At 41.6% G+C, this 22,439-nt stretch carries 34 protein-coding genes and 1 pseudogene; all 35 read left to right on the top strand.

What is annotated here, in order from left to right:
- Window positions 1-11 precede the first annotated feature (11 nt).
- The 35 genes and pseudogenes from rpoC to rpsK all read left to right on the top strand — a co-directional run bounded on the left by rpoC (window position 12) and on the right by rpsK (window position 22,304).
- Window positions 12-3,638 carry a DNA-directed RNA polymerase subunit beta' gene (gene rpoC, locus J2S77_RS11920; RefSeq protein ID WP_306977623.1) on the top strand — a complete coding sequence of 1,209 codons (3,627 nt, stop codon included), beginning with the start codon at window positions 12-14 and terminating at the stop codon, window positions 3,636-3,638.
- A gap of 194 nt (window positions 3,639-3,832) precedes the next feature.
- Entirely contained in the window at window positions 3,833-4,084 is a 252-nt protein-coding gene (locus tag J2S77_RS11915) for a ribosomal L7Ae/L30e/S12e/Gadd45 family protein (protein WP_306977621.1), read from the top strand.
- 91 nt (window positions 4,085-4,175) lie between these two features.
- The gene (rpsL, locus tag J2S77_RS11910) at window positions 4,176-4,595 is read left to right on the top strand and encodes a 30S ribosomal protein S12 (protein ID WP_167263319.1); all 420 of its coding nucleotides are present in this window, start codon (window positions 4,176-4,178) and stop codon (window positions 4,593-4,595) included.
- 35 nt (window positions 4,596-4,630) lie between these two features.
- Window positions 4,631-5,101: a 30S ribosomal protein S7 gene (gene rpsG / locus J2S77_RS11905; protein ID WP_306977619.1), complete on the top strand. Its 471-nt coding sequence runs from the start codon at window positions 4,631-4,633 to the stop codon at window positions 5,099-5,101.
- Between the two features lie 41 nt (window positions 5,102-5,142).
- Window positions 5,143-7,221: an elongation factor G gene (gene fusA / locus J2S77_RS11900; protein WP_306977617.1), complete on the top strand. Its 2,079-nt coding sequence runs from the start codon at window positions 5,143-5,145 to the stop codon at window positions 7,219-7,221.
- Between the two features lie 124 nt (window positions 7,222-7,345).
- A complete protein-coding gene (tuf, locus tag J2S77_RS11895; protein ID WP_306977615.1) occupies window positions 7,346-8,536 on the top strand; it encodes an elongation factor Tu in 1,191 nt (396 codons plus the stop codon).
- A gap of 364 nt (window positions 8,537-8,900) precedes the next feature.
- Entirely contained in the window at window positions 8,901-9,209 is a 309-nt protein-coding gene (gene rpsJ / locus J2S77_RS11890; RefSeq protein ID WP_306977613.1) for a 30S ribosomal protein S10, read from the top strand.
- A 20-nt stretch (window positions 9,210-9,229) separates the two neighbouring features.
- Window positions 9,230-9,856, top strand: a complete 627-nt coding sequence (rplC, locus tag J2S77_RS11885) for a 50S ribosomal protein L3 (protein WP_306977611.1) — start codon at window positions 9,230-9,232, stop codon at window positions 9,854-9,856.
- 27 nt (window positions 9,857-9,883) lie between these two features.
- The gene (gene rplD / locus J2S77_RS11880) at window positions 9,884-10,507 is read left to right on the top strand and encodes a 50S ribosomal protein L4 (protein ID WP_306977610.1); all 624 of its coding nucleotides are present in this window, start codon (window positions 9,884-9,886) and stop codon (window positions 10,505-10,507) included.
- On the top strand, window positions 10,507-10,797 hold the full coding sequence (rplW, locus tag J2S77_RS11875) for a 50S ribosomal protein L23 (RefSeq protein WP_306977609.1): 291 nt from the start codon (window positions 10,507-10,509) through the stop codon (window positions 10,795-10,797). The genes rplD and rplW overlap by 1 nt, the downstream gene beginning before the upstream one ends.
- Window positions 10,798-10,828: 31 nt before the next feature.
- Window positions 10,829-11,668 carry a 50S ribosomal protein L2 gene (gene rplB, locus J2S77_RS11870; RefSeq protein ID WP_306977608.1) on the top strand — a complete coding sequence of 280 codons (840 nt, stop codon included), beginning with the start codon at window positions 10,829-10,831 and terminating at the stop codon, window positions 11,666-11,668.
- A gap of 45 nt (window positions 11,669-11,713) precedes the next feature.
- Window positions 11,714-11,992 (top strand): 30S ribosomal protein S19, encoded by a 279-nt coding sequence (gene rpsS / locus J2S77_RS11865; protein WP_167263337.1) that lies wholly within the window; start codon window positions 11,714-11,716, stop codon window positions 11,990-11,992.
- A 19-nt stretch (window positions 11,993-12,011) separates the two neighbouring features.
- Entirely contained in the window at window positions 12,012-12,356 is a 345-nt protein-coding gene (gene rplV, locus J2S77_RS11860) for a 50S ribosomal protein L22 (RefSeq protein ID WP_306977606.1), read from the top strand.
- Window positions 12,357-12,359: 3 nt separating this feature from the next.
- On the top strand, window positions 12,360-13,001 hold the full coding sequence (gene rpsC, locus J2S77_RS11855) for a 30S ribosomal protein S3 (protein ID WP_306977605.1): 642 nt from the start codon (window positions 12,360-12,362) through the stop codon (window positions 12,999-13,001).
- 18 nt (window positions 13,002-13,019) lie between these two features.
- Window positions 13,020-13,454, top strand: a complete 435-nt coding sequence (gene rplP, locus J2S77_RS11850) for a 50S ribosomal protein L16 (protein ID WP_306977603.1) — start codon at window positions 13,020-13,022, stop codon at window positions 13,452-13,454.
- Complete coding sequence (gene rpmC / locus J2S77_RS11845) at window positions 13,444-13,647, top strand: 50S ribosomal protein L29 (protein WP_167263345.1); 204 nt, start codon at window positions 13,444-13,446, stop codon at window positions 13,645-13,647. The genes rplP and rpmC overlap by 11 nt, the downstream gene beginning before the upstream one ends.
- Before the next feature lie 19 nt (window positions 13,648-13,666).
- The gene (rpsQ, locus tag J2S77_RS11840; protein ID WP_167263347.1) at window positions 13,667-13,930 is read left to right on the top strand and encodes a 30S ribosomal protein S17; all 264 of its coding nucleotides are present in this window, start codon (window positions 13,667-13,669) and stop codon (window positions 13,928-13,930) included.
- Window positions 13,931-13,972: 42 nt separating this feature from the next.
- Entirely contained in the window at window positions 13,973-14,341 is a 369-nt protein-coding gene (gene rplN / locus J2S77_RS11835) for a 50S ribosomal protein L14 (RefSeq protein ID WP_306977600.1), read from the top strand.
- A 38-nt stretch (window positions 14,342-14,379) separates the two neighbouring features.
- Entirely contained in the window at window positions 14,380-14,691 is a 312-nt protein-coding gene (rplX, locus tag J2S77_RS11830; RefSeq protein ID WP_167263352.1) for a 50S ribosomal protein L24, read from the top strand.
- A gap of 26 nt (window positions 14,692-14,717) precedes the next feature.
- Window positions 14,718-15,257, top strand: a complete 540-nt coding sequence (gene rplE, locus J2S77_RS11825; protein ID WP_306977598.1) for a 50S ribosomal protein L5 — start codon at window positions 14,718-14,720, stop codon at window positions 15,255-15,257.
- Window positions 15,258-15,281: 24 nt separating this feature from the next.
- Window positions 15,282-15,467 carry a type Z 30S ribosomal protein S14 gene (locus tag J2S77_RS11820; protein WP_167263356.1) on the top strand — a complete coding sequence of 62 codons (186 nt, stop codon included), beginning with the start codon at window positions 15,282-15,284 and terminating at the stop codon, window positions 15,465-15,467.
- Between the two features lie 29 nt (window positions 15,468-15,496).
- Complete coding sequence (rpsH, locus tag J2S77_RS11815) at window positions 15,497-15,895, top strand: 30S ribosomal protein S8 (RefSeq protein ID WP_306977596.1); 399 nt, start codon at window positions 15,497-15,499, stop codon at window positions 15,893-15,895.
- A 30-nt stretch (window positions 15,896-15,925) separates the two neighbouring features.
- A complete protein-coding gene (gene rplF / locus J2S77_RS11810) occupies window positions 15,926-16,462 on the top strand; it encodes a 50S ribosomal protein L6 (protein WP_306977593.1) in 537 nt (178 codons plus the stop codon).
- A 32-nt stretch (window positions 16,463-16,494) separates the two neighbouring features.
- Complete coding sequence (gene rplR, locus J2S77_RS11805; RefSeq protein ID WP_306977591.1) at window positions 16,495-16,857, top strand: 50S ribosomal protein L18; 363 nt, start codon at window positions 16,495-16,497, stop codon at window positions 16,855-16,857.
- A 25-nt stretch (window positions 16,858-16,882) separates the two neighbouring features.
- The gene (gene rpsE, locus J2S77_RS11800; RefSeq protein WP_306977589.1) at window positions 16,883-17,386 is read left to right on the top strand and encodes a 30S ribosomal protein S5; all 504 of its coding nucleotides are present in this window, start codon (window positions 16,883-16,885) and stop codon (window positions 17,384-17,386) included.
- A gap of 12 nt (window positions 17,387-17,398) precedes the next feature.
- Complete coding sequence (gene rpmD, locus J2S77_RS11795; RefSeq protein ID WP_167263368.1) at window positions 17,399-17,581, top strand: 50S ribosomal protein L30; 183 nt, start codon at window positions 17,399-17,401, stop codon at window positions 17,579-17,581.
- A 34-nt stretch (window positions 17,582-17,615) separates the two neighbouring features.
- Window positions 17,616-18,056 (top strand): 50S ribosomal protein L15, encoded by a 441-nt coding sequence (gene rplO / locus J2S77_RS11790; RefSeq protein WP_306977587.1) that lies wholly within the window; start codon window positions 17,616-17,618, stop codon window positions 18,054-18,056.
- On the top strand, window positions 18,056-19,348 hold the full coding sequence (gene secY, locus J2S77_RS11785; RefSeq protein ID WP_306977584.1) for a preprotein translocase subunit SecY: 1,293 nt from the start codon (window positions 18,056-18,058) through the stop codon (window positions 19,346-19,348). Before rplO ends, secY begins: the two co-directional genes overlap by 1 nt.
- A gap of 41 nt (window positions 19,349-19,389) precedes the next feature.
- Window positions 19,390-20,043, top strand: coding sequence for an adenylate kinase (locus J2S77_RS11780; RefSeq protein WP_167263374.1), 654 nt, complete (start codon window positions 19,390-19,392; stop codon window positions 20,041-20,043).
- The gene (gene map / locus J2S77_RS11775) at window positions 20,040-20,786 is read left to right on the top strand and encodes a type I methionyl aminopeptidase (protein WP_306977582.1); all 747 of its coding nucleotides are present in this window, start codon (window positions 20,040-20,042) and stop codon (window positions 20,784-20,786) included. The genes J2S77_RS11780 and map overlap by 4 nt, the downstream gene beginning before the upstream one ends.
- Window positions 20,787-20,802: 16 nt before the next feature.
- A pseudogene (locus J2S77_RS11770) lies at window positions 20,803-21,142 on the top strand (KOW domain-containing RNA-binding protein).
- Window positions 21,120-21,338 (top strand): translation initiation factor IF-1, encoded by a 219-nt coding sequence (gene infA, locus J2S77_RS11765; protein ID WP_167263380.1) that lies wholly within the window; start codon window positions 21,120-21,122, stop codon window positions 21,336-21,338. Before J2S77_RS11770 ends, infA begins: the two are co-directional and overlap by 23 nt.
- A gap of 34 nt (window positions 21,339-21,372) precedes the next feature.
- Window positions 21,373-21,486, top strand: coding sequence for a 50S ribosomal protein L36 (rpmJ, locus tag J2S77_RS11760; RefSeq protein WP_167263382.1), 114 nt, complete (start codon window positions 21,373-21,375; stop codon window positions 21,484-21,486).
- Window positions 21,487-21,510: 24 nt separating this feature from the next.
- Window positions 21,511-21,876 carry a 30S ribosomal protein S13 gene (gene rpsM, locus J2S77_RS11755; RefSeq protein WP_167263385.1) on the top strand — a complete coding sequence of 122 codons (366 nt, stop codon included), beginning with the start codon at window positions 21,511-21,513 and terminating at the stop codon, window positions 21,874-21,876.
- Between the two features lie 26 nt (window positions 21,877-21,902).
- Complete coding sequence (gene rpsK, locus J2S77_RS11750) at window positions 21,903-22,304, top strand: 30S ribosomal protein S11 (RefSeq protein WP_167263387.1); 402 nt, start codon at window positions 21,903-21,905, stop codon at window positions 22,302-22,304.
- Window positions 22,305-22,439 lie beyond the last annotated feature (135 nt).

Below are 22,439 nucleotides of genomic sequence, written 5' to 3'. Positions count from 1 at the left end.
AGGTAGTCTCCTTGATCGATGTAAATAAATTTGAGTATATGAAAATTGGTTTAGCGGCATCGGAGAAAATTCGTGCATGGTCTTACGGAGAAGTTAAAAAGCCAGAAACGATTAACTACCGTACATTGAAGCCAGAGAAAGACGGTCTTTTCTGCGAAAGAATCTTTGGCCCAACAAAAGATTGGGAGTGTCACTGTGGAAAATACAAACGCGTTCGCTATAAAGGCATTGTTTGTGACCGTTGTGGCGTTGAAGTAACAAAAGCGACTGTTCGACGTGAGCGTATGGGGCATCTTGAATTAGCTGCCCCTGTCTCTCACATCTGGTATTTCAAAGGCATTCCGAGCCGTATGGGCTTAGTTCTTGATCTGTCACCTCGTGCTTTAGAAGAAGTGATTTATTTCGCTTCGTATATTGTGACAGAACCGGGTAACACCCCGCTTGAAAAGAAACAATTGCTTTCTGAGAAAGAGTACCGTGCTTATTACGATAAATACGGCAAGTCTTTCCAAGCTCATATGGGTGCAGAAGCAATTCGTAAACTACTTCATAGTGTTGATTTAGAATCTGAAGTAGATGAGTTAAAGGAAGAGTTGAAAACAGCGCAAGGCCAGCGCCGTACACGTGCGATTAAGCGGCTAGAAGTGCTTGAATCATTCCGTAACTCAGGAAATGATCCAGCTTGGATGGTATTAGATGTTTTACCAATCATCCCACCAGAATTACGTCCGATGGTTCAACTAGACGGAGGTCGTTTTGCGACATCAGACTTAAATGATCTTTATCGTCGTGTGATTAACCGTAACAATCGTTTGAAGCGCTTATTAGATTTAGGTGCACCAACGATTATCGTGCAAAACGAGAAACGTATGTTACAGGAATCAGTTGACGCACTAATCGATAATGGTCGTCGTGGTCGTCCAGTAACAGGACCAGGAAACCGTCCGCTTAAATCACTTTCACACATGCTGAAAGGTAAGCAAGGTCGTTTCCGTCAAAACTTACTTGGTAAGCGTGTTGACTATTCAGGTCGTTCAGTTATCGTTGTTGGACCGAACTTGAAGATGTATCAATGTGGTTTACCTAAAGAAATGGCGATTGAATTATTCAAACCATTCGTCATGCGTGAACTTGTTGACCGTGGTTTAGCGCATAATATTAAATCAGCTAAGCGAAACATTGAACGTTTACGCCCAGAAATCTGGGATGTACTTGAAGATGTGATTAAAGATCACCCTGTTATGTTAAACCGTGCACCAACATTGCACCGTTTAGGTATTCAATCATTCGAGCCAGTGCTTGTTGAGGGGCGTGCGATTCGTTTACACCCACTCGCTTGTACAGCTTATAATGCTGACTTTGACGGTGACCAAATGGCGGTACACGTTCCGCTTTCACAAGAAGCACAAGCAGAAGCACGCGTACTAATGCTTGCAGCACAAAACATCTTGAACCCGAAAGATGGTAAGCCAGTAGTTACACCATCACAAGACATGGTATTAGGTAACTATTATTTAACATTAGAGCGCGAAAATGCTCTTAATGAAGGTAAAGTTTTCTCAACACCTGCTGAAGCATTAACAGCGTATGATAATGGATATGTGCATTTACACAGCCGTATTGGTGTTTATGCCGGTGCATTAAATAAACCGCAATTTACGGAAGAGCAAAATCGTAAAGTGTTATTGACAACTGTTGGTAAGATTATCTTCAACGAAATCTTGCCGGATTCATTCCCTTACATGAATGAACCGACAGCTTCTAACTTAGAAGTAGAAACGCCAGATCAATATTTCATTGACCCAACAGAAGATGCAAGAGAAGTACTGCAATCACGTGATTTAGTACTACCATTCAAGAAGGGCATCTTGGGTGATATCATCGCTGAAGTCTTCAAATACTACAAGCTTTCAGAAACATCGAAAATGCTTGACCGTATGAAAGACTTAGGGTTCAAATACTCAACCAAAGCAGGTATCACAATTGGTGTTTCTGACATCGTTGTATTAGATGAAAAACAACAAATTATTGATGATGCACAGGAGAAAGTTGATAACGTCACGAAGCAGTTCCGTCGTGGTTTAATCACAGAAAACGAACGTTATGATCGTGTTGTTTCGGTTTGGACAGATGCGAAAGACGATATTCAAGATCGTCTATTAGGCGCATTAGGTAACTTGAATCCAATCTACATGATGAGTGATTCTGGTGCACGTGGTAACGCCTCTAACTTCACACAGTTAGCTGGTATGCGTGGTCTAATGGCTAACCCATCTGGTAAAATCATCGAACTGCCAATCAAATCGAACTTCCGTGAAGGTTTAACGGTATTAGAATACTTTATTTCCACACACGGTGCTCGTAAAGGTCTTGCCGATACCGCGCTTAAGACTGCTGACTCAGGTTACTTAACACGTCGTTTAGTAGATGTTGCGCAAGACGTAATTGTCCGCGAAGATGACTGTGGAACTGACCGAGGTATGGAAGTTAGCACACTAAGTGAAGGTAGCGAAACAATCGTGCCGCTTTATGACCGTCTTGTAGGGCGTACAGCATTCCGTTCAGTGAAACACCCTGAAACAAATGACGTCTTAGTTAAACGTGATGAGCTAATCACAGAAGACATCGCTAAAGAAATTGTGGAATCCGGTGTTAAGGAAGTTGTAATCCGCTCAGTCTTCACTTGTAACACGCCACATGGCGCTTGTAAGAAATGTTATGGACGTAACATGGCAACAGGTGAGCAGGTGGATGTTGGTGAAGCGGTTGGAATCATTGCAGCGCAATCAATCGGTGAACCTGGTACACAGCTAACAATGCGTACCTTCCACACTGGTGGTGTAGCTGGTGATGACATCACACAAGGTCTACCGCGTATCCAAGAGGTGTTCGAAGCTCGTAACCCTAAAGGTCAAGCGGTGATCAGTGAGATTCACGGAACGGTTACAGAGATCAACGAGTTCAAAGATAAGAAAGAAGTCGTTGTTCAAGGTCAGATTGAGACACGTAAGTACAATACAATGTACAATGCGCGCATGAAAGTAGTAGAAGGTGACATTGTAGAACCAGGTCAAGCACTTGTTGAAGGTTCTATTGATCCGAAAGAATTAATCAATGTTCAAGGCTTGCAAGGTGTTCAAGAGTACTTGCTTAAAGAAGTACAAAAAGTTTACCGCATGCAAGGTGTTGAAATCAGCGACAAACACGTCGAAGTTATGGTAAGACAAATGTTACGTAAAGTACGTGTGATTGAAGCTGGTGATACAGACTTACTACCTGGATCATTAATGGAATTCCAACAGTTCAAAGAAGCGAACCACGATGTCTTGGTACAAGGTGGCCAGCCTGCTGTTGCGAAACCAATTATCCTTGGTATCACGAAAGCATCACTAGAAACAGATTCGTTCTTATCTGCTGCATCATTCCAGGAGACAACACGTGTCCTAACAGACGCAGCAATCAAAGGTAAGTATGACGAGTTAATGGGTCTGAAAGAAAACGTCATCATCGGTAAGCTTGTTCCTGCTGGTACAGGTTTAGATCGTTATAGAAACCTTAAACATGTTAAAAATGAACCTGATGTAGACGTTGAAAACGTAGAAGAAGTTCAAGCAGAAGAGGTTACAACAGAATCATAATTAGTAAGATGAAGGTGGGCATCGTCGCCGGACGGCGCGATGCCCTTCTTATCTTAATGAAAATGCTAACAGGTTGGTAGCACCCTGATTTGAAAATCACCATGTTTTTCTACATTTTTCGTTGACACAATAGTCATGCAGTGATAATATATCAAAGGTGCTTCATTTAACCTTGTTACTTTGGAGGATGAAAGATGTCTTATGAAAAAGTAGTCAAGGCACAAAAACGTTTAAAAATTGGAGCAAAACAAGTGCAAAAAGCTATTAAACATGGCGAAGCACTAGAAGTCGTGATTGCAACTGATGCAGAGCGACATGTGACAGATAAAATTGTTGATGTTGCTGAGAATCATCAAATCCCAGTGATTGAAGTAGATTCAATGAAAGAATTAGGTCAAGCAAGTGGGATCGATGTAAATGCAGCGACGGTGGCAATAACAAAGTAACTTTATATGCTGATGCATGTAAGTTTCTTTTTTGCCTTTTTATGAACCACCTGGATGTGTGGAATTACAAAAATCGAAGGGAGGATATATAATGCCTACTATTAATCAATTAGTACGTAAAGGACGTAAGACTAAACGAGCAGGTTCAGACGCTCCAGCGTTGAACAAAGGTTACGACTCTCAAAAGAATCGTCAAACGCATAACCCTGCTCCTCAAAAACGTGGTGTGTGTACACGTGTTGCAACAATGACACCGAAGAAGCCGAACTCATCACTTCGTAAATATGCACGTGTGCGTTTATCAAACCAAATTGAGGTTACAGCTTACATCCCTGGTATCGGCCACAACTTACAAGAGCACAGTGTTGTTCTAATTCGTGGTGGACGTGTTAAAGACTTACCAGGTGTCCGTTATCACATTGTTCGCGGTGCATTAGACACTGCAGGTGTTGAAGGACGTAAACAAGGACGTTCTAAGTATGGTACGAAACGCCCTAAAGCTAAAAAATAAATGGTAAAAGATGATGAATGAAGGGAGGCTAACATATGTCACGTAAAGGTGCAGTTCCAAAAAGAGACGTAATACCTGATCCGATTCACAACTCTAAGTTAGTGACTCGTTTAATCAATCAAATCATGATTGATGGTAAGAAAGGTACAGCACAAAAAATCTTATACGCTGCGTTTGACTTAGTAGAACAACGTAGTGGTCAAAATCCTATGGACGTATTTGAAGAAGCTATGAAAAACGTCATGCCAGTACTTGAGGTGCGCGCACGTCGTGTTGGTGGTTCCAACTATCAAGTACCTGTAGAGGTTCGTGCAGAACGTCGTCAGGCACTAGGTCTTCGTTTCATCGTTAACTACGCTCGCTTACGCGGTGAGAAAACGATGGAAGAACGTCTTGCGAATGAAATTTTAGATGCATCCAATAATACAGGTGCAGCGGTTAGACGCCGTGAAGAAATGCATAAAATGGCAGAAGCGAACAAAGCATTCGCTCACTATCGTTGGTAATCAATCAATTATAAATCCAATCACAGGAAGGAGACATTATTATGCCAAGAGAGTTCTCCTTAGACAAGTATCGTAACATTGGAATTATGGCACACATCGATGCTGGTAAAACAACAGCTACTGAGCGTATCTTGTATTATACAGGACGTATTCATAAGCTGGGAGAGACTCACGAAGGTGCTTCTCAAATGGACTGGATGAGCCAAGAGCAAGAACGTGGTATTACAATCACGTCTGCGGCGACAACAGCCCAATGGAATGACCATCGTATTAATATTATCGATACTCCAGGACACGTCGACTTCACAGTAGAAGTTGAACGTTCGCTACGTGTTCTAGACGGTTCGGTTGCTTTACTTGACGCACAGTCAGGTGTTGAGCCACAAACAGAGACTGTTTGGCGACAAGCGACGACTTACGGAGTTCCACGTGTTGTTTTCATTAACAAAATGGACAAAGTAGGTGCTGACTACCTATACTCTGTAAGTACGTTAAAAGACCGTTTAGGTGCAAATGCACACCCAGTTCAGTTACCAATTGGTGCTGAAGATAACTTTGAAGGAATTATCGACCTTGTGAATATGCAAGCGTATTTCTATGAAGATGATTTAGGTACGCGTGCTTACGCAACAGAAATTCCTGACGAGTATAAGGAACAAGCAGATGAATATCGTGCTTCATTAGTCGAAGCAGTTGCTGAATTAGATGAAGATCTAATGATGAAATATCTAGAAGGTGAAGATTTCACAACGGAAGAACTAAAAAGTGCGATCCGTCAAGCAACTTGTGACGTTGAATTCTATCCAGTACTTGTAGGTTCAGCATTCAAGAACAAAGGTGTTCAATTACTATTAGACGCTGTAATTGATTATTTACCTTCACCACTAGATGTTCCAGCAATTGAAGGTTTCAAACCAGATACTGAAGAAGAAGTTGTTCGTAAGTCTGATGACAACGAGCCATTCTCAGCACTAGCATTCAAGGTTATGACAGACCCTTACGTTGGTAAGTTGACATTCTTCCGTGTTTATTCAGGAACACTTAAGAGTGGTTCTTACGTTAAGAACGCAACGAAAGATAAACGTGAGCGTGTAGGTCGTATCCTACAAATGCATGCGAACCACCGTGAAGAAGTTTCAGAAGTATACGCTGGTGACATTGCAGGCGGTGTCGGTTTGAAAGATACAGCAACAGGAGATACACTAAGTGATGAGAAAAATTTAGTTATCCTTGAATCAATGGAATTCCCTGATCCAGTAATTGCTGTTGCAATCGAACCGAAATCAAAAGCAGACCAAGACAAAATGGGTATTGCTTTAGCTAAGCTTGCAGAAGAGGATCCAACATTCCAAACTGAAACTAACGAAGAAACAGGTCAAACGATTATCCATGGTATGGGTGAGCTTCACTTAGACGTTATCGTTGACCGCTTGAAACAAGAATTCAAGGTAGAAGCTAATATTGGTTCGCCACAAGTTGCTTACCGTGAAACATTCCGCGCTTCTGCAGAAGTTGAAGGTAAGTTCGTACGCCAGTCTGGTGGTCGTGGACAATATGGCCACGTTTGGGTTAAATTCGAACCAAACGAAGAAGGCGGCGGCTATGAATTTCATGATAAAATCGTTGGTGGTGTCGTTCCGAAAGAATACATCCCATCTGTTGATCAAGGAATTCAAGAAACAATGGAAAACGGTGTATTAGCCGGATATCCATTAATTGATGTAAAAGCAACACTATTCGATGGTTCATACCACGATGTTGACTCGAACGAAACAGCGTTCAAGGTTGCTGCATCAATGGCACTTAAAGAAGCGAAGAGACTATGTAAACCAGTACTTCTTGAGCCAATGATGAAAGTAGAAATCGTTGTGCCAGAAGAATACATGGGTGATATCATGGGTGATGTCACATCTCGCCGTGGACGCGTAGAAGGTATGGGTACTCGTGGCCCAGCATCAGTTGTAGATGCATTCGTTCCGCTTTCAGAGATGTTTGGTTATGCGACATCACTACGTTCAAACACGCAAGGTCGTGGAACGTACACAATGCATTTCAGCCACTATGAAGAAGTTCCTAAATCAATTTCTGAAGAAATTATTAAGAAAAATAGTGGTGAATAATTGATTTTTTAACCCGAATCACTTATAAAAGGTATTGTAAGGAGTTATCTTTCGAGAGACACTCTCGGAAGATAAACCACAATATAAATTAATTAATAATTATTTACTTAAGGAGGAAATATAAATGGCAAAAGAAAAATTTGACCGCTCCAAATCCCACGTGAATATTGGGACAATTGGTCACGTAGACCACGGAAAAACTACTTTAACAGCAGCAATCACGACAGTACTTAACAAACAATCTGGTTCAGGTGACGTTATGGCTTATGATCAAATCGACGGTGCTCCTGAAGAGCAAGAGCGTGGAATCACAATTTCAACAGCTCACGTTGAGTACGAAACTGCAAACCGTCACTATGCACACGTTGACTGCCCAGGTCACGCTGACTACGTTAAAAACATGATCACAGGTGCAGCACAAATGGACGGTGCGATCCTAGTTGTATCAGCAGCTGATGGTCCAATGCCACAAACTCGTGAGCACATCCTACTTTCTCGTCAGGTTGGTGTACCAGCAATTGTTGTATTCCTTAACAAGTGCGACATGGTAGACGACGAAGAGCTACTTGAACTAGTTGAAATGGAAGTACGTGACCTACTAGGCGAATATGACTTCCCTGGTGACGACATTCCAGTTGTTAAAGGTTCAGCTCTAATGGCAATCGAAGGTCAAGAAGAGTATGAAAATGCTATCATCGAACTAATGGAAGCTGTTGACAGCTACATTCCAAACCCAGAGCGCGATACTGACAAGCCATTCATGATGCCAGTTGAGGACGTATTCTCAATCACAGGCCGTGGTACAGTTGCAACAGGCCGTGTTGAGCGTGGTCAGGTATCAGTTGGTGATGATGTTGAAATCATCGGTATGGCTGAAGAATCAAGCAAGACAACAGTTACAGGTGTTGAAATGTTCCGTAAGCTTCTAGACTATGCTGAAGCTGGTGACAACATTGGTGCACTACTACGTGGTGTTAGCCGTGAAGAAATCAGCCGTGGCCAAGTACTAGCTAAGCCTGGTTCAATCACACCACACACTAACTTCAAAGCTGAAGTTTACGTTCTATCAAAAGATGAGGGTGGTCGTCATACACCATTCTTCTCAAACTATCGTCCACAGTTCTACTTCCGTACTACAGACGTTACAGGTGTTATTCAATTACCAGAAGGCGTTGAAATGGTAATGCCTGGTGACAACGTTGAAATGGACGTTGAACTAATTTCACCAATCGCGATTGAAGAAGGTACTAAATTCTCAATCCGTGAAGGTGGCCGTACAGTAGGTGCGGGCGTTGTTTCTACAATCGTTAAGTAATAACGATCGTAATAGATCATATCTAATAAAGCTACCAGCTACGGCTGGTAGCTTTTCTTATGAAAACTATTATCTTATAAAAGCGAGTGCTTTCAGAAACGTTTACACAAGAATTCTGAATATTACGCTGCGACTTGAAATCAAAGGTACTACTTTGTATAATAATTTGAGTGGCTGTGATGAGAAATATAGTATTTTTCCTTGAAATCTTTAAGGATATTTACTATAATTTAATAGTTGCGGTCAAACAAGGCGATGAAGCGGAAGGTTGCCGACACACCCGGCCCCTTTGCCATGGCAAGGTGTGGGGAAATTTCCACGGAGAATGTCTGTTGAAAAGATAGGCGACAAAGGAGGGAAAGTAATGGCAAACGAAAAGATTCGTATCAGATTAAAAGCGTATGAACACAAGATTTTAGATCAGTCAGCTGAGAAAATCGTAGACACGGCAAAACGCGCTGGAGCAGAGGTTTCTGGTCCAATCCCATTGCCGACAGAACGCTCTGTTTATACAATCTTACGTGGTACACATAAGTACAAAGATGCTCGTGAGCAGTTTGAGATGCGTACACATAAGCGTTTGATTGATATTTTGAGCCCAACACCACAAACAGTGGATTCATTGATGCGTTTAGATCTACCGTCTGGCGTAGACATTGAAATTAAATTATAAATTTTTAGGAGGTGTGACGGATGACGCAAGGAATCTTAGGACGCAAAATCGGTATGACGCAAGTTTTCTCTGAAAACGGTGAACAACTACCGGTCACAGTCGTTCAAGCTGAAGGTAATACTGTTCTTCAGAAGAAAACAGAAGAAAATGATGGTTACGAAGCGATCCAAGTTGGTTTCTCAAATGAAAAACCTAATCGCGTTAAGAAAGCGGAGAAAGGTCATGCTGAGAAAGCAGAAGCTGAACCTAAGCGCTTCGTTAGTGAAATCCGTGACGTGAATCTTGACGATTATGAACAAGGTCAAGTATTGAGCGTTGATATGTTTGAACCTGGACAAATGGTTGATGTCACAGGAACTTCAAAAGGTAAAGGTTTCCAAGGTGCAATCAAGCGCCATAATCAAGGTCGTGGACCTGAAACACACGGTTCTCATTTCCATCGTTCACCAGGTTCAATTGGTGTAATGGACACAGGACGTGTATTCAAAGGAATGAAAGGCCCTGGACAAATGGGTGGCGAAACAGTCACGATTCAAAACCTAGAAGTGGTTAAGGTGGACGCTGAAAACGACTTAATCCTTATTAAAGGTAATGTTCCAGGCGCTAAAAAATCTTACGTAAAAATTTCAAGTGCAGTTAAGGCGTAACAATAACTAACGAAGGGAGGAAATGTCATGCCTAAAGTAGCACTATATAACCAAGCGGGTTCTCAAGTAGGCGATGCTGAACTTGCAGAGAACGTATTTGGTATTGAGCCGAATGAAGTTGTCTTACATGACGCAGTTGTTATGCAACAAGCGAACATGCGTCAAGGAACTCATAAAGTAAAAGGTCGCTCAGAAGTTAGCGGTGGTGGACGTAAGCCATGGCGCCAAAAAGGTACTGGTCGTGCACGTCACGGATCAATTCGCTCACCTCAATGGGTTGGTGGCGGAACTGCGTTTGGCCCTACACCACGTAGCTACAGTTTCAAGCTTCCTAAGAAAGTTCGTCGTTTAGCGTTATTATCAGCGTTAGCTTCAAAAGTGAAGTCAGACGAAATCTATGTGCTAGATGAATTAAACTTCGAAGCACCGAAAACAAAAGAAGTTGTTACATTGCTAAGCAATCTTAATATCGATGGTAAAGCACTAATCGTAACAGCTAATGAAAACGAAAACGTTGCTCTATCAGCTAACAACCTTCAAGGAGTTGAAGTGTTAACAGTTGATGACATCAATGTTTTAGATTTAATGAAGCATGACGCGCTGCTAATCACGAAAGAAGCAGCTGAACAAGCAGGGGAGGTGCTTTCATAATGAAAGAGGCAAGAGATATCATTAAGCGCCCAATCATTACCGAACACTCTGCGGATTTGATGGCTGAGAAAAAGTATACATTCGAAGTAATGAAATCAGCTAACAAAACAGAAATCAAAAATGCAGTAGAAGAAGTTTTCAATGTTAAAGTTGAAAAAGTTAATACAATTAACGTTAAAGGTAAGTTTAGAAGAATGGGTCGTTACGGTGGCTACCGCCCTGACCGTAAAAAAGCGATCGTTCAACTCACTGAAGACAGTGAAGAGCTAGACTTCTTTGAAACAGTATAATAAATAATTTACTAAAAGGAGGGAAATCACGATGGCGATTAAAAAGTATAAACCAACCACTAACGGACGTCGCTTCATGACAACATTAACAAATGAAGAAATCACGACGTCCACACCGGAAAAATCTCTACTTGCGCCTCTTAAAAACCGCGCAGGTCGTAACAACCAAGGGAGAATTTCCATTCGTCATCAAGGTGGAGGACATAAGCGTAAGTATCGTATCATCGATTTCAAGCGTGACAAAGATGGTATACCAGGAAACGTTGCTACGATCGAATACGATCCGAACCGTTCAGCAAACATTGCATTAATCCATTATGCTGATGGTGAAAAACGCTATATCCTAGCACCTAGAGGTCTAAAAGTAGGCCAAGAAATTCAATCAGGTGAGCAAGCAGATATTAAAACAGGTAATGCATTACCTCTAAAAGATATTCCAGTCGGTACTACTGTTCATAACATTGAACTTAAACCAGGTCATGGTGGCCAATTAGTTCGTTCAGCAGGTGCACAAGCTCAAGTGCTTGGACGTGAAGAAAAATATGTACTTGTTCGTTTAGCTTCTGGTGAAACTCGTCGTATCCTAGGCACTTGCCGTGCAACAATCGGTCAAGTTGGTAACAACGAACATGAACTAATCAGAGTCGGTAAAGCTGGTCGTAGTCGTTGGAAAGGCATTCGCCCAACAGTACGTGGTTCTGTTATGAACCCTAGTGATCACCCACACGGTGGTGGTGAAGGACGCGCACCAATCGGTATGCCTTCTCCAGTTACGCCTTGGGGCAAACCAACACTTGGTTACAAAACGCGTAAACGTAACAAAGACTCAGACAAATATATTGTCCGTCGTCGTAAGAAGAAGAAGAAATAATGCTGCTAAGCAACATGTTGCTTAAACATGAAGGGAGGCTTATTAATGGGTCGTAGTTTGAAAAAAGGACCTTTCGCAGACGATCATCTGATGAAAAAAGTCGAGAAATTAAATGAATCAAACGATAAACAAGTTATTAAAACTTGGTCACGTCGTTCTACCATTTTCCCACAATTCGTAGGACACACATTCGCAGTTTATGACGGTCGTAAACATGTCCCTGTTTATGTGACTGAAGATATGGTCGGTCATAAATTAGGTGAATTTGCACCAACACGAACGTTCAAAGGTCACGCTGGTGACGATAAGAAAACAAAACGCTAGATGAGAGGAGGTTTGCATGATGCAACAAGCTAAAGCTGTAGCTAAAACGGTTCGTATCGCTCCTCGTAAGGCTCGTTTAGTTATCGATTTAATTCGAGGAAAAGATGTAGGCGAAGCTATCGCAACACTTAAGCACACAAACCGTGCAGCATCACCACACATTGAAAAAGTATTAAACTCTGCTATCGCAAACGCAGAACACAATTATGAATTAGATGTTGATAACTTAGTTGTTTCTGAAGCATTTGTAAATGAAGGCGTAACACTTAAACGTTTCCGCCCACGTGCGCAAGGCCGTGCAACTGCTATTAACAAGCGCACAAGCCACATTACAGTCGTGGTATCAGAAAAGAAGGAGGGATAAATAGTGGGTCAAAAAATTAACCCGAAAGGTCTTCGTGTTGGTATCATTCGTGACTGGGAGTCAAAATGGTACGCTGAGCAAGAGTACGCAGATCTTTTACATGAAGACATTAAAATTCGTGAATATATTGCAGAACGCTTAAAAGACTCAAGCGTGTCACAAGTTGATATTGAACGCGCTGCAAACCGTGTTAACATTTCTGTTCACACTGCTAAACCAGGAATGGTAATTGGTAAAGGTGGTTCAGAAGTTGAAAACCTACGTAATGAACTAAACCATTTAACTGGTAAACGTGTTCATATCAATATTGTAGAAGTTAAGAAACCTGAACTTGATGCAACATTAGTTGCTGAAAATATTGCACGTCAGTTAGAAAATCGTGTTTCTTTCCGTCGTGTCCAAAAGCAAGCTATCCAACGCGCAATGCGCTCAGGAGCTAAAGGTGTTAAAACACAAGTTTCTGGTCGTCTAGGCGGAGCGGATATGGCTCGTATCGAACAATATAGCGAAGGTACTGTTCCACTTCACACTCTTCGTGCAGACATCGATTACGATAATGCAGAAGCAGACACAACTTACGGTAAGTTAGGTGTTAAAGTGTGGATCTATCGTGGTGAAGTCCTTCCAACAAAAACTGATGAATAAGGAAGGAGGATCAGCAATATGTTAATGCCTAAACGCGTTAAATATCGTAAGCCACACCGTACTAGCCTTAAAGGTAAAGCTAAAGGTGGTACAGAGGTGACATTCGGTGAATTTGGCTTACAAGCTCTTGAAGGTGAATGGATTACAAGTCGTCAAATCGAGGCTGCTCGTATTGCAATGACTCGTTATATGAAACGTGGCGGTAAAGTCTGGATCAAGATCTTCCCAGATAAGCCAAAAACAGCTAAACCATTAGAAGTACGTATGGGTTCCGGTAAAGGTGCTCCTGAAGGCTGGGTAGCTGTCGTAAAACCAGGAAAAATTATGTTTGAAGTAGCAGGTGTAAGTGAAGAGGTTGCTCGTGAAGCACTACGTCTTGCATCTCACAAACTTCCAGTAAAAACGAAGTTCGTAAAACGTGAAGAAATTGGTGGTGATAGCAATGAAAGCTAATGAAATCAGAGAACTAACCACTGCCGAAATCGAACAAAAGGTAAAATCATTAAAAGAAGAACTGTTTAACCTACGCTTCCAACTTGCTACGGGACAGTTAGAAAACACTGTACGTATCCGTGAAGTACGCAAGTCAATTGCACGTATGAAAACAGTTATTCGTGAAAGAGAAATCGGCGTAAATAATCGATAATTGAGAGGAGGTTACCTCGATGGCTGATCGTAATTCTCGTAAAGTCTATAGTGGTCGTGTTGTTTCTGACAAAATGGACAAAACAATCACGGTTTTAGTTGAGACTTATAAGTTCCACCCACTATACGGCAAGCGTGTTAAATATTCTAAGAAATTCAAAACGCATGACGAAAACAACCAAGCTAAGAAAGGTGACGTAGTTCGCATCATGGAAACACGTCCTTTATCAGCTAGCAAACGTTTCCGTCTAGTAGATATCGTAGAAGAAGCTGTTGTTATTTAATAAAGTTCGCTCGGAGTATTTCCGAAGGGAGGTAGCAATTGTATGATCCAAGAAGAAAGTAGTTTGAAAGTTGCTGATAACTCTGGTGCCCGCGAAGTACAAACGATTAAAGTACTAGGTGGTTCAGGACGTAAAACAGCGAATATTGGTGATGTTGTCGTTTGCACAGTCAAACAAGCAACACCAGGAGGCGTTGTTAAAAAAGGCGAAGTCGTAAGAGCTGTTATTGTTCGCTCTAAGAGAGGCGTGCGTCGTAAAGACGGTTCATATATTCGCTTTGACGAAAACGCTGCTGTTATCGTACGTGACGATAAAAGCCCACGCGGAACACGTATCTTCGGACCTGTTGCACGTGAACTACGTGAAAACAAATTCATGAAGATCGTTTCCCTAGCGCCAGAAGTTTTATAATAGAGAAAATAAAGCCTTGTTAAGGAGGTGCACGATTCATGCATGTAAAAAAAGGCGACAAAGTTAAAGTCATTTCCGGTAAAGACAAAGGAAAAGAAGGCACTGTTTTAGAATCATTTCCTAAGAAGGAACGTGTTGTGGTAGAAGGTGTTAACTACATGAAGAAACACTCTCAACCATCTCAAGAAAATCCACAGGGCGGAATTTTAAACCAAGAAGCGCCAATTCATGTTTCTAATGTGATGCCTGTCGACCCGAACACAAATGAACCAACCCGTGTTGGCCATGAAGTACGTGACGGTAAGAAAGTTCGCATCGCTAAGAAATCTGGTGAACCTTTAGATAAATAGTTTTATGAGGAAAGGAGGTCTACTTGATGAACGCACTTAAAAAGCAGTACCAAGAAGAAGTTGTACCTAGTTTAATGAATAAATTTGAATATGACTCAGTCATGCAAGCACCTAAAATTGAAAAGATCGTTATCAATATGGGTGTTGGCGACGCTGTTCAGAACTCAAAAGCGTTAGATAACGCTGTAGAAGAATTAGAATTAATTTCCGGTCAAAAGCCGGTGATTACAAAAGCGAAGAAATCTATTGCTGGATTCCGTCTTCGTCAAGGTAATCCAATCGGAGCTAAAGTAACACTACGTGGTGAGCGTATGTACGAGTTCCTTCATAAGCTTATTGCTGTTTCACTACCACGTGTACGTGACTTCCGTGGTATCTCAAGCAAAGCATTTGATGGACGCGGTAACTACACACTAGGTGTTAAAGAACAGTTGATTTTCCCGGAAATTAATTACGATAAAGTAAACAAAGTACGCGGTATGGATATCGTAATTGTTACAACTGCTGACTCGGATGAAGAAGCTCGTGAATTACTTTCACAATTCGGAATGCCTTTCAGACAGTAACTTTCACCTAAAGGAGGGAAAATTGTGGCTAAGAAATCAATGGTCGCGAAACAACAACGTAATCAAAAATTTAAAGTACGTGAATATACACGTTGCGAACGTTGTGGCCGTCCACATTCAGTTATTCGCAAATTTAAATTATGCCGAATTTGTTTCCGTGAATTAGCATACGAAGGACAAATTCCAGGCGTGAAAAAAGCTAGTTGGTAAGCCCAGAGTCGGGAAGGAGGTAATCAGAAATGGCAATGACAGATCCAATTGCAGATCTATTAACACGAATTCGTAACGCCAACATGGCACGTCACGATCAATTAGAAGTACCAGCTTCGAACTTGAAGAAAGAAATCGTTGATATTCTAAAGCGTGAAGGTTTCATCCGTGACTACGAATTCATTGAAGATAATAAACAAGGCGTTCTACGTCTATTCTTAAAATACAGTGCTGATAGCGAGCGTGTTATTACAGGAATTAAGAAAATCAGTAAGCCAGGCCTACGTGTTTATGTGAAATCAGATGAGGTTCCACGTGTTCTTAACGGGTTAGGTATCGCTGTTGTTTCAACATCCCACGGTGTATTAACGGATAAAGAAGCTCGTCAAAAAGCGGTAGGCGGCGAAGTGCTAGCTTACGTTTGGTAATCATTAATGAACAGTCAGGAGGTGTAATGAATGTCACGTGTAGGTTTAAAACCAATTGAAATCCCAAATGATGTTGAGGTAAGTGTTGATGGTAACGTTGTAACCGTGAAAGGTTCTAAAGGCGAACTATCACGCTCAATCCATCAAGACATGGACGTTAAAATTGATGGTCAAGAGTTAACAGTCGTACGCCCAAGTGAAAAACAAGCACACCGCGCACTCCACGGTACTACTCGTAGTAATATTGCTAACATGATTGAAGGTGTTTCTAAAGGTTTCGAAAAAGCTTTAGAAGTACATGGTGTTGGTTACCGTGCGCAAATGCAAGGTGATAAGCTTGTCGTAAACGCTGGTTACTCTCACCCAGTTGAAATCGAACCGATCGAAGGTGTCGATATCGAGTGTCCTACGAATACACGTATTGTAATCAAAGGAATCGATAAAGAGAAAGTCGGTGCGGCAGCAGCTAACATCCGTTCTATTCGTACACCTGAACCTTACAAAGGTAAAGGTCTTCGTTATGAAAATGAACATGTACGCACTAAAGAAGGTAAGACTGCTAAATAATTTCCGTTAAGAGACAGAAAGGAGTGACCTAGATGATTACGAAGCAAGATAAGAACGCTGCTCGTAAAAAGCGTCATACCCGTGTTCGTCGTGATTTAGTCGGAACATCTGAGCGTCCACGCTTAAATGTTTACCGTTCAAATAAACACATCTATGCACAACTAATTGATGATTTCGCTGGTGAAACAGTTGCAAGTGCTTCAACAGTTGATAAAGAATTCAACGGAGAAGCAACTGGAAACGTTGAAGCTGCGAAACAAGTCGGTGAGTTAGTCGCAAAACGTGCGACAGATAAAGGTTATCAATCCGTTGTTTTTGATCGTGGTGGTTACTTATACCATGGACGAGTAGCAGCATTAGCTGATGCTGCACGCGAAACAGGATTAGAATTTTAAATAAGTTATAAAGGAGGGAAAAGGCATGCATACACAAATCGATCCAAGCAAGCTTGATATTGAAGAGCGTGTCGTTACGGTTAATCGTGTCGCTAAAGTTGTGAAGGGTGGTCGCCGTTTCCGCTTCACAGCACTAGTTGTTGTCGGTGACAAAAATGGTCACGTTGGTTTCGGTACTGGTAAAGCGAATGAAGTACCAGAAGCCATTCGTAAAGCGATCGAAGAAGGTAAACGTAACTTAGTACGTGTACCGATTGTTAATACAACAATTCCTCACCAAATTCATGGTCAATTTGGTTCAGGTAACATCTTACTAAAACCGGCTACTGAAGGTACAGGAGTTATCGCAGGTGGTCCAGTACGTGCGGTGTTAGAATTAGCAGGTGTGCACGACATCCTATCTAAATCATTAGGATCTAACACACCAATCAACATGGTGCGTGCGACAATTCAAGGTTTAAGCGAACTTAAGACAGCAGAGGAAGTTGCGAGATTACGCGGCAAATCTGTTGAGGAACTGAAAGGATAAGGAGGGATAAACATGGCTAACAAATTAGAAATTACCCTCACACGTAGTGTAATTGGCCGTAAGCAAGACCAGCGCGACACGGTTAAAGCACTAGGTCTTAATAAAATTAGACAATCAGTCGTTCATGACGATACAGAAGCGATTCGTGGCATGATCAACAAAGTATCCCACTTAGTTGAGGTAAAAGAAGCGTAAGTAACGATTAACGTAAAGAGGAGGTGCTCGACGAATGAAACTTCATGAGTTAAAAGGAGCTGAAGGCTCTCGTAAAAAACGTAATCGTGTAGGTCGCGGAATGGCTACTGGTAACGGCAAAACATCAGGTCGTGGCCATAAAGGTCAAAAAGCGCGTTCTGGCGGTAACATCAGTCCAGGTTTCGAAGGTGGGCAAATGCCTATTTACCAACGCCTTCCGAAGCGTGGTTTCACAAATATTAACCGTAAAGAATATACGATTGTAAACTTAGATACTCTTAATCGTTTCGATGAAGGAACGGAAGTAACACCAGAACTTCTTCTAGAAACTGGTGCTATCAGCAAAGTTAAAGCAGGCGTTAAGATCCTAGGCGACGGAAGTCTAGATAAAAAATTGACTGTTAAAGCTGATAAGTTCTCTGCTTCAGCGAAAGAAGCAATTGAAGCGGCAGGCGGTCAAACTGAGGTGATTTAATGTTCCGCACATTTTCCAATTTGTTTCGCGTGGCCGACATTAGACAGAAAATCCTTTTCACGCTTGCCATTTTAATTGTATTTCGACTAGGAACGTTCATCCCTGTTCCGTTCACTGATAGTGATGCTCTTACAATGATGAATGAAACCAATAGCTTTGGGTTTATTGATACATTCGGAGGAGGCGCATTAAGTCAGTTCTCGATCTTTGCGATGAACATCTTCCCATACATCACAGCTGCGATTATCATGCAGTTGTTACAAATGGATGTTGTTCCAAAGTTTACTGAATGGCGTAAACAAGGTGAAATGGGACGTCGTAAATTAGCCCAATTTACACGTTATTTCACAGTGGTTTTGGCTTTTCTCCAAGGTATTGGAATGTCAATTGGCTTCAACCAGATGACAGATGGTGCATTAATAAGTAATCCAGGGATTGTGACTTACTTAACGATTGCGATCGTCCTAACTGGTGGAACGACATTCTTGATGTGGCTTGGTGAACAAATCACTGAATTCGGTGTCGGTAACGGAATTTCAATTATCATTTTTGCAGGTATTGTGGCCGGAATACCAAATGGTGTGAACCAGCTTTATGAAACTTATATTTCAGGTGCTGGTGATCAACTGTTCATTAACTTGGCTGTAATAGGAATTATAGGTCTTGTTGTTATTGCTGTTATCGTAGGCGTTATCTTTATTCAACAAGCATTACGTAAGATTCCGATTCAGTATGCAAAAAGAACTGTTAATCGTTCTCCAGTTGGAGGACAGTCAACGCATTTACCATTAAAGGTAAATGCAGCAGGCGTTATTCCGATCATTTTTGCAATTGCGTTTATCATGGCACCTCGGACAATAGCCCAATTCTTTGAAGGTAACGAATTTGCACAAACAATGGCTTGGGTATTCGATTACACTGAGCCGGTAGGAATGGTCATCTACTTTGGCTTAATTATTGCTTTCACGTATTTCTATACATTTGTTCAAGTTAACCCTGAACAAATGGCTGAGAACTTACAGAAGCAAGGTGGATATGTACCAGGTATTCGACCAGGCAAGAATACTGAGACGTATTTAACACGTGTCATGTATCGTTTAACGTTTGTAGGCGCGCTATTCTTAGCTGTTGTTGCGATCTTCCCGATTATGTTAGGAAGTATTGCTGACTTACCTGCATCTGTTCAAATTGGCGGTACGAGTCTTCTAATCGTTGTCGGTGTTGCATTAAATACAATGAAACAATTAGAAAGCCAATTAGTAAAACGTCATTATCGCGGCTTTATTAAATAGTCGCTCTGATGTAACGGATAACTGAGAGCGAGGGGAAAGATATGAATCTTATTTTGATGGGACTGCCAGGTGCTGGGAAAGGTACTCAAGCAGAAAAAATCGTAGAAAAGTATGATATCCCTCATATCTCAACTGGAGATATGTTCCGTTCTGCGATCAAAGAAGGAACACCTTTAGGAAAAGAAGCAAAGTCTTACATGGATGCAGGTGACTTAGTCCCTGATGAAGTGACAGTAGGTATTGTTAAAGAACGTTTAAGCAAACCAGACTGTGAAAAAGGCTTTTTATTAGATGGTTTTCCGAGAACAGTTGCTCAAGCTGAAGCTCTCGAAAACTTGCTAAGTGAATTAGATACAAGTTTAGATTACGTCATTCATGTAAAAGTACCGGAAGAGAAATTAGTCGATCGCTTAACAGGCCGTCGTATTTGTCCTGAATGTGGTGCAACTTATCATGTGGAATTCAATCCACCGAAAGAGGATGGTAAGTGTGACATTGACGGGGCAACGTTAATTCAACGTGAAGACGATCAGCCAGAAACGGTAAGAAATCGTCTAAATGTTAACATGGAACAAACGAAACCATTATTAGATTATTATGGTGACAAAGGTTACCTTGTTGATGTGAATGGCGATCAACATATCGATGACGTGTTCGAGCAAATCGATGATATTATCGGAGGCTTAGCTAAATGATTATTCGTAAAACTCCACGTGAAATTGAAATCATGAGACACGCTGGTAAAATTGTAGCGTTAACGCATCAAGAGTTAGCGAAACACATTAAGCCAGGTGTTACAACAAATCGGTTAAATGACATTGCGGATGCATTTATTCGTGATCATGATGCCATCCCTTCATTTAAGGGATACAGCGGTTTTAGTGGTAGTATTTGTGTTTCTGTTAACGAAGAGCTTGTCCATGGCATTCCTAGTGATCGAGCATTAAATAATGGCGATATTATCAGTATCGACATTGGTGCTGAATATCAAGGTTATCATGGTGACTCAGCTTGGACATATGCTGTGGGTGAGATTAGCGAAGAAACGCAACATTTACTGGATGTGACAGAAGAATCTTTATTCAAAGGTTTAGAACAAGTCAAAGCCGGTAATCGTTTAACAGATATTTCACACGCGATTCAAAGCTATGTTGAGCCGTTCGGTTACACGATCGTGCAAGAATACGGTGGCCATGGTATTGGCCAAGATCTTCACGAAGACCCGCATCTTTCAAACTTTGGGCCTCCAAACAAAGGACCGCGTTTGAAAAAAGGTATGGTGCTTGCCATTGAACCAATGGTTAACCAAGGTGAGCGTTACGTTCGAACTTTAGACGATGATTGGACCGTTGTAACATCTGATGAAGCAAATTGTGCTCACTTCGAGCATACAGTTGTGGTAACGGACGATGGTTATGAAATATTGACAAAAGCTTAAGTGAAGGTGATGACGGTTGAACGATGGAGATTCGCGATGTCCGGAGTTAGGACAGTTAGTGAGGATAAAACGAGGAAGAGAATCAGACCAATATGCAGTTATTATTGGATTTGATGACCAGAAGTTTGTTAAGCTAGCAGATGGTGAAAAGCGTAAGTTCGATCGACCAAAACGAAAGAACCTTCATCATGTCGAATTGATTGATTATGTTTCTCCAGAAGTAAACCGCAGCTTAGAAGAAACAGGTCGAGTGACTAATGGAAAACTTCGCTTCGCAATATCAAAATTTGTCAACGAACTGATGACAGGTTAAGAAGAAGGGAGATTCTCTCGATGGCGAAAGACGATGTAATTGAAATGGAAGGAACGGTCCAGGAAACTCTACCGAACGCAATGTTTAAAGTGGAGTTAGAAAATGGACACGAAATCCTAGCCCATGTTTCTGGTAAGATTCGTATGCACTTCATTCGTATTTTACCAGGTGACAAAGTGACAGTAGAGATGTCACCTTATGATTTATCAAGAGGTCGTATCACGTACCGTTATAAATAACGAAAAGACTCCGATCTAAAAGGAGGTAGGAAGAATGAAGATAAGAGCTTCAGTCAAGCCAATTTGTGAAAAGTGTAAAGTAATCCGCCGTAAGGGTAAAGTAATGGTAATTTGCGAAAATCCTAAACACAAACAAAAACAAGGCTAAAACAAAAGGAGGTGCAATGCACTCATGGCTCGTATTGCAGGTGTAGATATTCCACGTGAGAAGCGTGTTGTCATCGCGTTAACATACATTTATGGTGTTAGCCATACAACAGCTAGTGAAATTGTTGCAGAAGCAGGCGTTAGTGAAACAACTCGTGTCCGTGATCTAACGGAAGAAGAGTTAGCTAACATCCGTAAAGCAACAGACAATTATACAGTTGAAGGTGACTTACGTCGTGAAGAGTCACTTAACATCAAACGTTTAATTGAAATTGGTTCATATCGTGGACTCCGTCATCGTCGTGGCTTACCAACACGTGGTCAGAAGACTAAGAACAACTCTCGTACACGTAAAGGTCCACGTCGTACAGTAGCAAACAAGAGAAAATAATTGATTAAAAAGGAGGTATGCTTGTCATGGCTCGTAAGACTAATAAAAACCAAACACGTCGTAAGCGCCGTGTGAAAAAGAATATAGAATCTGGTGTTGCTCACATTCGTTCAACATTTAACAATACGATTGTGACGATTACAGATACGAATGGTAATGCTATTGCGTGGAGCAGTGCTGGTGCCCTTGGTTTCAGAGGTTCCCGTAAATCAACACCATTCGCAGCACAAATGGCTTCAGAAGTAGCGGCGAAAACAGCTCAAGAAAACGGCATGAAAACTATTGAAGTGGCTGTAAAAGGCCCAGGTGCAGGTCGTGAAGCAGCGATTCGTTCACTACAGGCTGCAGGTTTAGAAATCACTGCAATCGTTGATGTGACCCCAGTACCTCACAATGGTTGCCGCCCACCAAAACGTCGTCGTGTCTAATCTGGCGTATATAATTTGTCAGCCCGTCTATAATGGGATATGATAGCTTTAAAAGTATAGCACGGTTATTTTGGGATTGATCCGCGTTTTAGCGTGGATCCCGCCCGTTTTGGGAATAACGATGGATCTCATCGT

This window comes from Alkalibacillus salilacus, assembly GCF_030812915.1.
Lineage (GTDB): Bacteria > Bacillota > Bacilli > Bacillales > Alkalibacillaceae > Alkalibacillus > Alkalibacillus salilacus.
This window is presented reverse-complemented; position numbering and strand designations above follow the sequence as displayed.

Excerpts from the sequence above, each read along its gene's own strand:
- rpsE (WP_306977589.1), top strand. The coding sequence starts at position 16,883 with ATGCATACACAAATCGATCCAAGCAAGCTTGATATTGAAGAGCGTGTC.
- rpsH (WP_306977596.1), top strand. The coding sequence starts at position 15,497 with ATGGCAATGACAGATCCAATTGCAGATCTATTAACACGAATTCGTAAC.
- rpsM (WP_167263385.1), top strand. The coding sequence starts at position 21,511 with ATGGCTCGTATTGCAGGTGTAGATATTCCACGTGAGAAGCGTGTTGTC.
- rpsG (WP_306977619.1), top strand. The coding sequence starts at position 4,631 with ATGTCACGTAAAGGTGCAGTTCCAAAAAGAGACGTAATACCTGATCCG.
- rplV (WP_306977606.1), top strand. The coding sequence starts at position 12,012 with ATGCAACAAGCTAAAGCTGTAGCTAAAACGGTTCGTATCGCTCCTCGT.
- J2S77_RS11915 (WP_306977621.1), top strand. The coding sequence starts at position 3,833 with ATGTCTTATGAAAAAGTAGTCAAGGCACAAAAACGTTTAAAAATTGGA.
- rplD (WP_306977610.1), top strand. The coding sequence starts at position 9,884 with ATGCCTAAAGTAGCACTATATAACCAAGCGGGTTCTCAAGTAGGCGAT.
- tuf (WP_306977615.1), top strand. The coding sequence starts at position 7,346 with ATGGCAAAAGAAAAATTTGACCGCTCCAAATCCCACGTGAATATTGGG.
- rpsK (WP_167263387.1), top strand. The coding sequence starts at position 21,903 with ATGGCTCGTAAGACTAATAAAAACCAAACACGTCGTAAGCGCCGTGTG.
- rpmJ (WP_167263382.1), top strand. The coding sequence starts at position 21,373 with ATGAAGATAAGAGCTTCAGTCAAGCCAATTTGTGAAAAGTGTAAAGTA.
- rplW (WP_306977609.1), top strand. The coding sequence starts at position 10,507 with ATGAAAGAGGCAAGAGATATCATTAAGCGCCCAATCATTACCGAACAC.
- rplO (WP_306977587.1), top strand. The coding sequence starts at position 17,616 with ATGAAACTTCATGAGTTAAAAGGAGCTGAAGGCTCTCGTAAAAAACGT.
- fusA (WP_306977617.1), top strand. The coding sequence starts at position 5,143 with ATGCCAAGAGAGTTCTCCTTAGACAAGTATCGTAACATTGGAATTATG.
- secY (WP_306977584.1), top strand. The coding sequence starts at position 18,056 with ATGTTCCGCACATTTTCCAATTTGTTTCGCGTGGCCGACATTAGACAG.
- rpsL (WP_167263319.1), top strand. The coding sequence starts at position 4,176 with ATGCCTACTATTAATCAATTAGTACGTAAAGGACGTAAGACTAAACGA.
- rplE (WP_306977598.1), top strand. The coding sequence starts at position 14,718 with ATGAACGCACTTAAAAAGCAGTACCAAGAAGAAGTTGTACCTAGTTTA.
- rpsQ (WP_167263347.1), top strand. The coding sequence starts at position 13,667 with ATGGCTGATCGTAATTCTCGTAAAGTCTATAGTGGTCGTGTTGTTTCT.
- J2S77_RS11780 (WP_167263374.1), top strand. The coding sequence starts at position 19,390 with ATGAATCTTATTTTGATGGGACTGCCAGGTGCTGGGAAAGGTACTCAA.
- rplN (WP_306977600.1), top strand. The coding sequence starts at position 13,973 with ATGATCCAAGAAGAAAGTAGTTTGAAAGTTGCTGATAACTCTGGTGCC.
- rpsS (WP_167263337.1), top strand. The coding sequence starts at position 11,714 with ATGGGTCGTAGTTTGAAAAAAGGACCTTTCGCAGACGATCATCTGATG.
- rplR (WP_306977591.1), top strand. The coding sequence starts at position 16,495 with ATGATTACGAAGCAAGATAAGAACGCTGCTCGTAAAAAGCGTCATACC.
- infA (WP_167263380.1), top strand. The coding sequence starts at position 21,120 with ATGGCGAAAGACGATGTAATTGAAATGGAAGGAACGGTCCAGGAAACT.
- rplF (WP_306977593.1), top strand. The coding sequence starts at position 15,926 with ATGTCACGTGTAGGTTTAAAACCAATTGAAATCCCAAATGATGTTGAG.
- rpmC (WP_167263345.1), top strand. The coding sequence starts at position 13,444 with ATGAAAGCTAATGAAATCAGAGAACTAACCACTGCCGAAATCGAACAA.
- rplB (WP_306977608.1), top strand. The coding sequence starts at position 10,829 with ATGGCGATTAAAAAGTATAAACCAACCACTAACGGACGTCGCTTCATG.
- rplP (WP_306977603.1), top strand. The coding sequence starts at position 13,020 with ATGTTAATGCCTAAACGCGTTAAATATCGTAAGCCACACCGTACTAGC.
- map (WP_306977582.1), top strand. The coding sequence starts at position 20,040 with ATGATTATTCGTAAAACTCCACGTGAAATTGAAATCATGAGACACGCT.
- rplX (WP_167263352.1), top strand. The coding sequence starts at position 14,380 with ATGCATGTAAAAAAAGGCGACAAAGTTAAAGTCATTTCCGGTAAAGAC.
- rpmD (WP_167263368.1), top strand. The coding sequence starts at position 17,399 with ATGGCTAACAAATTAGAAATTACCCTCACACGTAGTGTAATTGGCCGT.
- rpsJ (WP_306977613.1), top strand. The coding sequence starts at position 8,901 with ATGGCAAACGAAAAGATTCGTATCAGATTAAAAGCGTATGAACACAAG.
- rplC (WP_306977611.1), top strand. The coding sequence starts at position 9,230 with ATGACGCAAGGAATCTTAGGACGCAAAATCGGTATGACGCAAGTTTTC.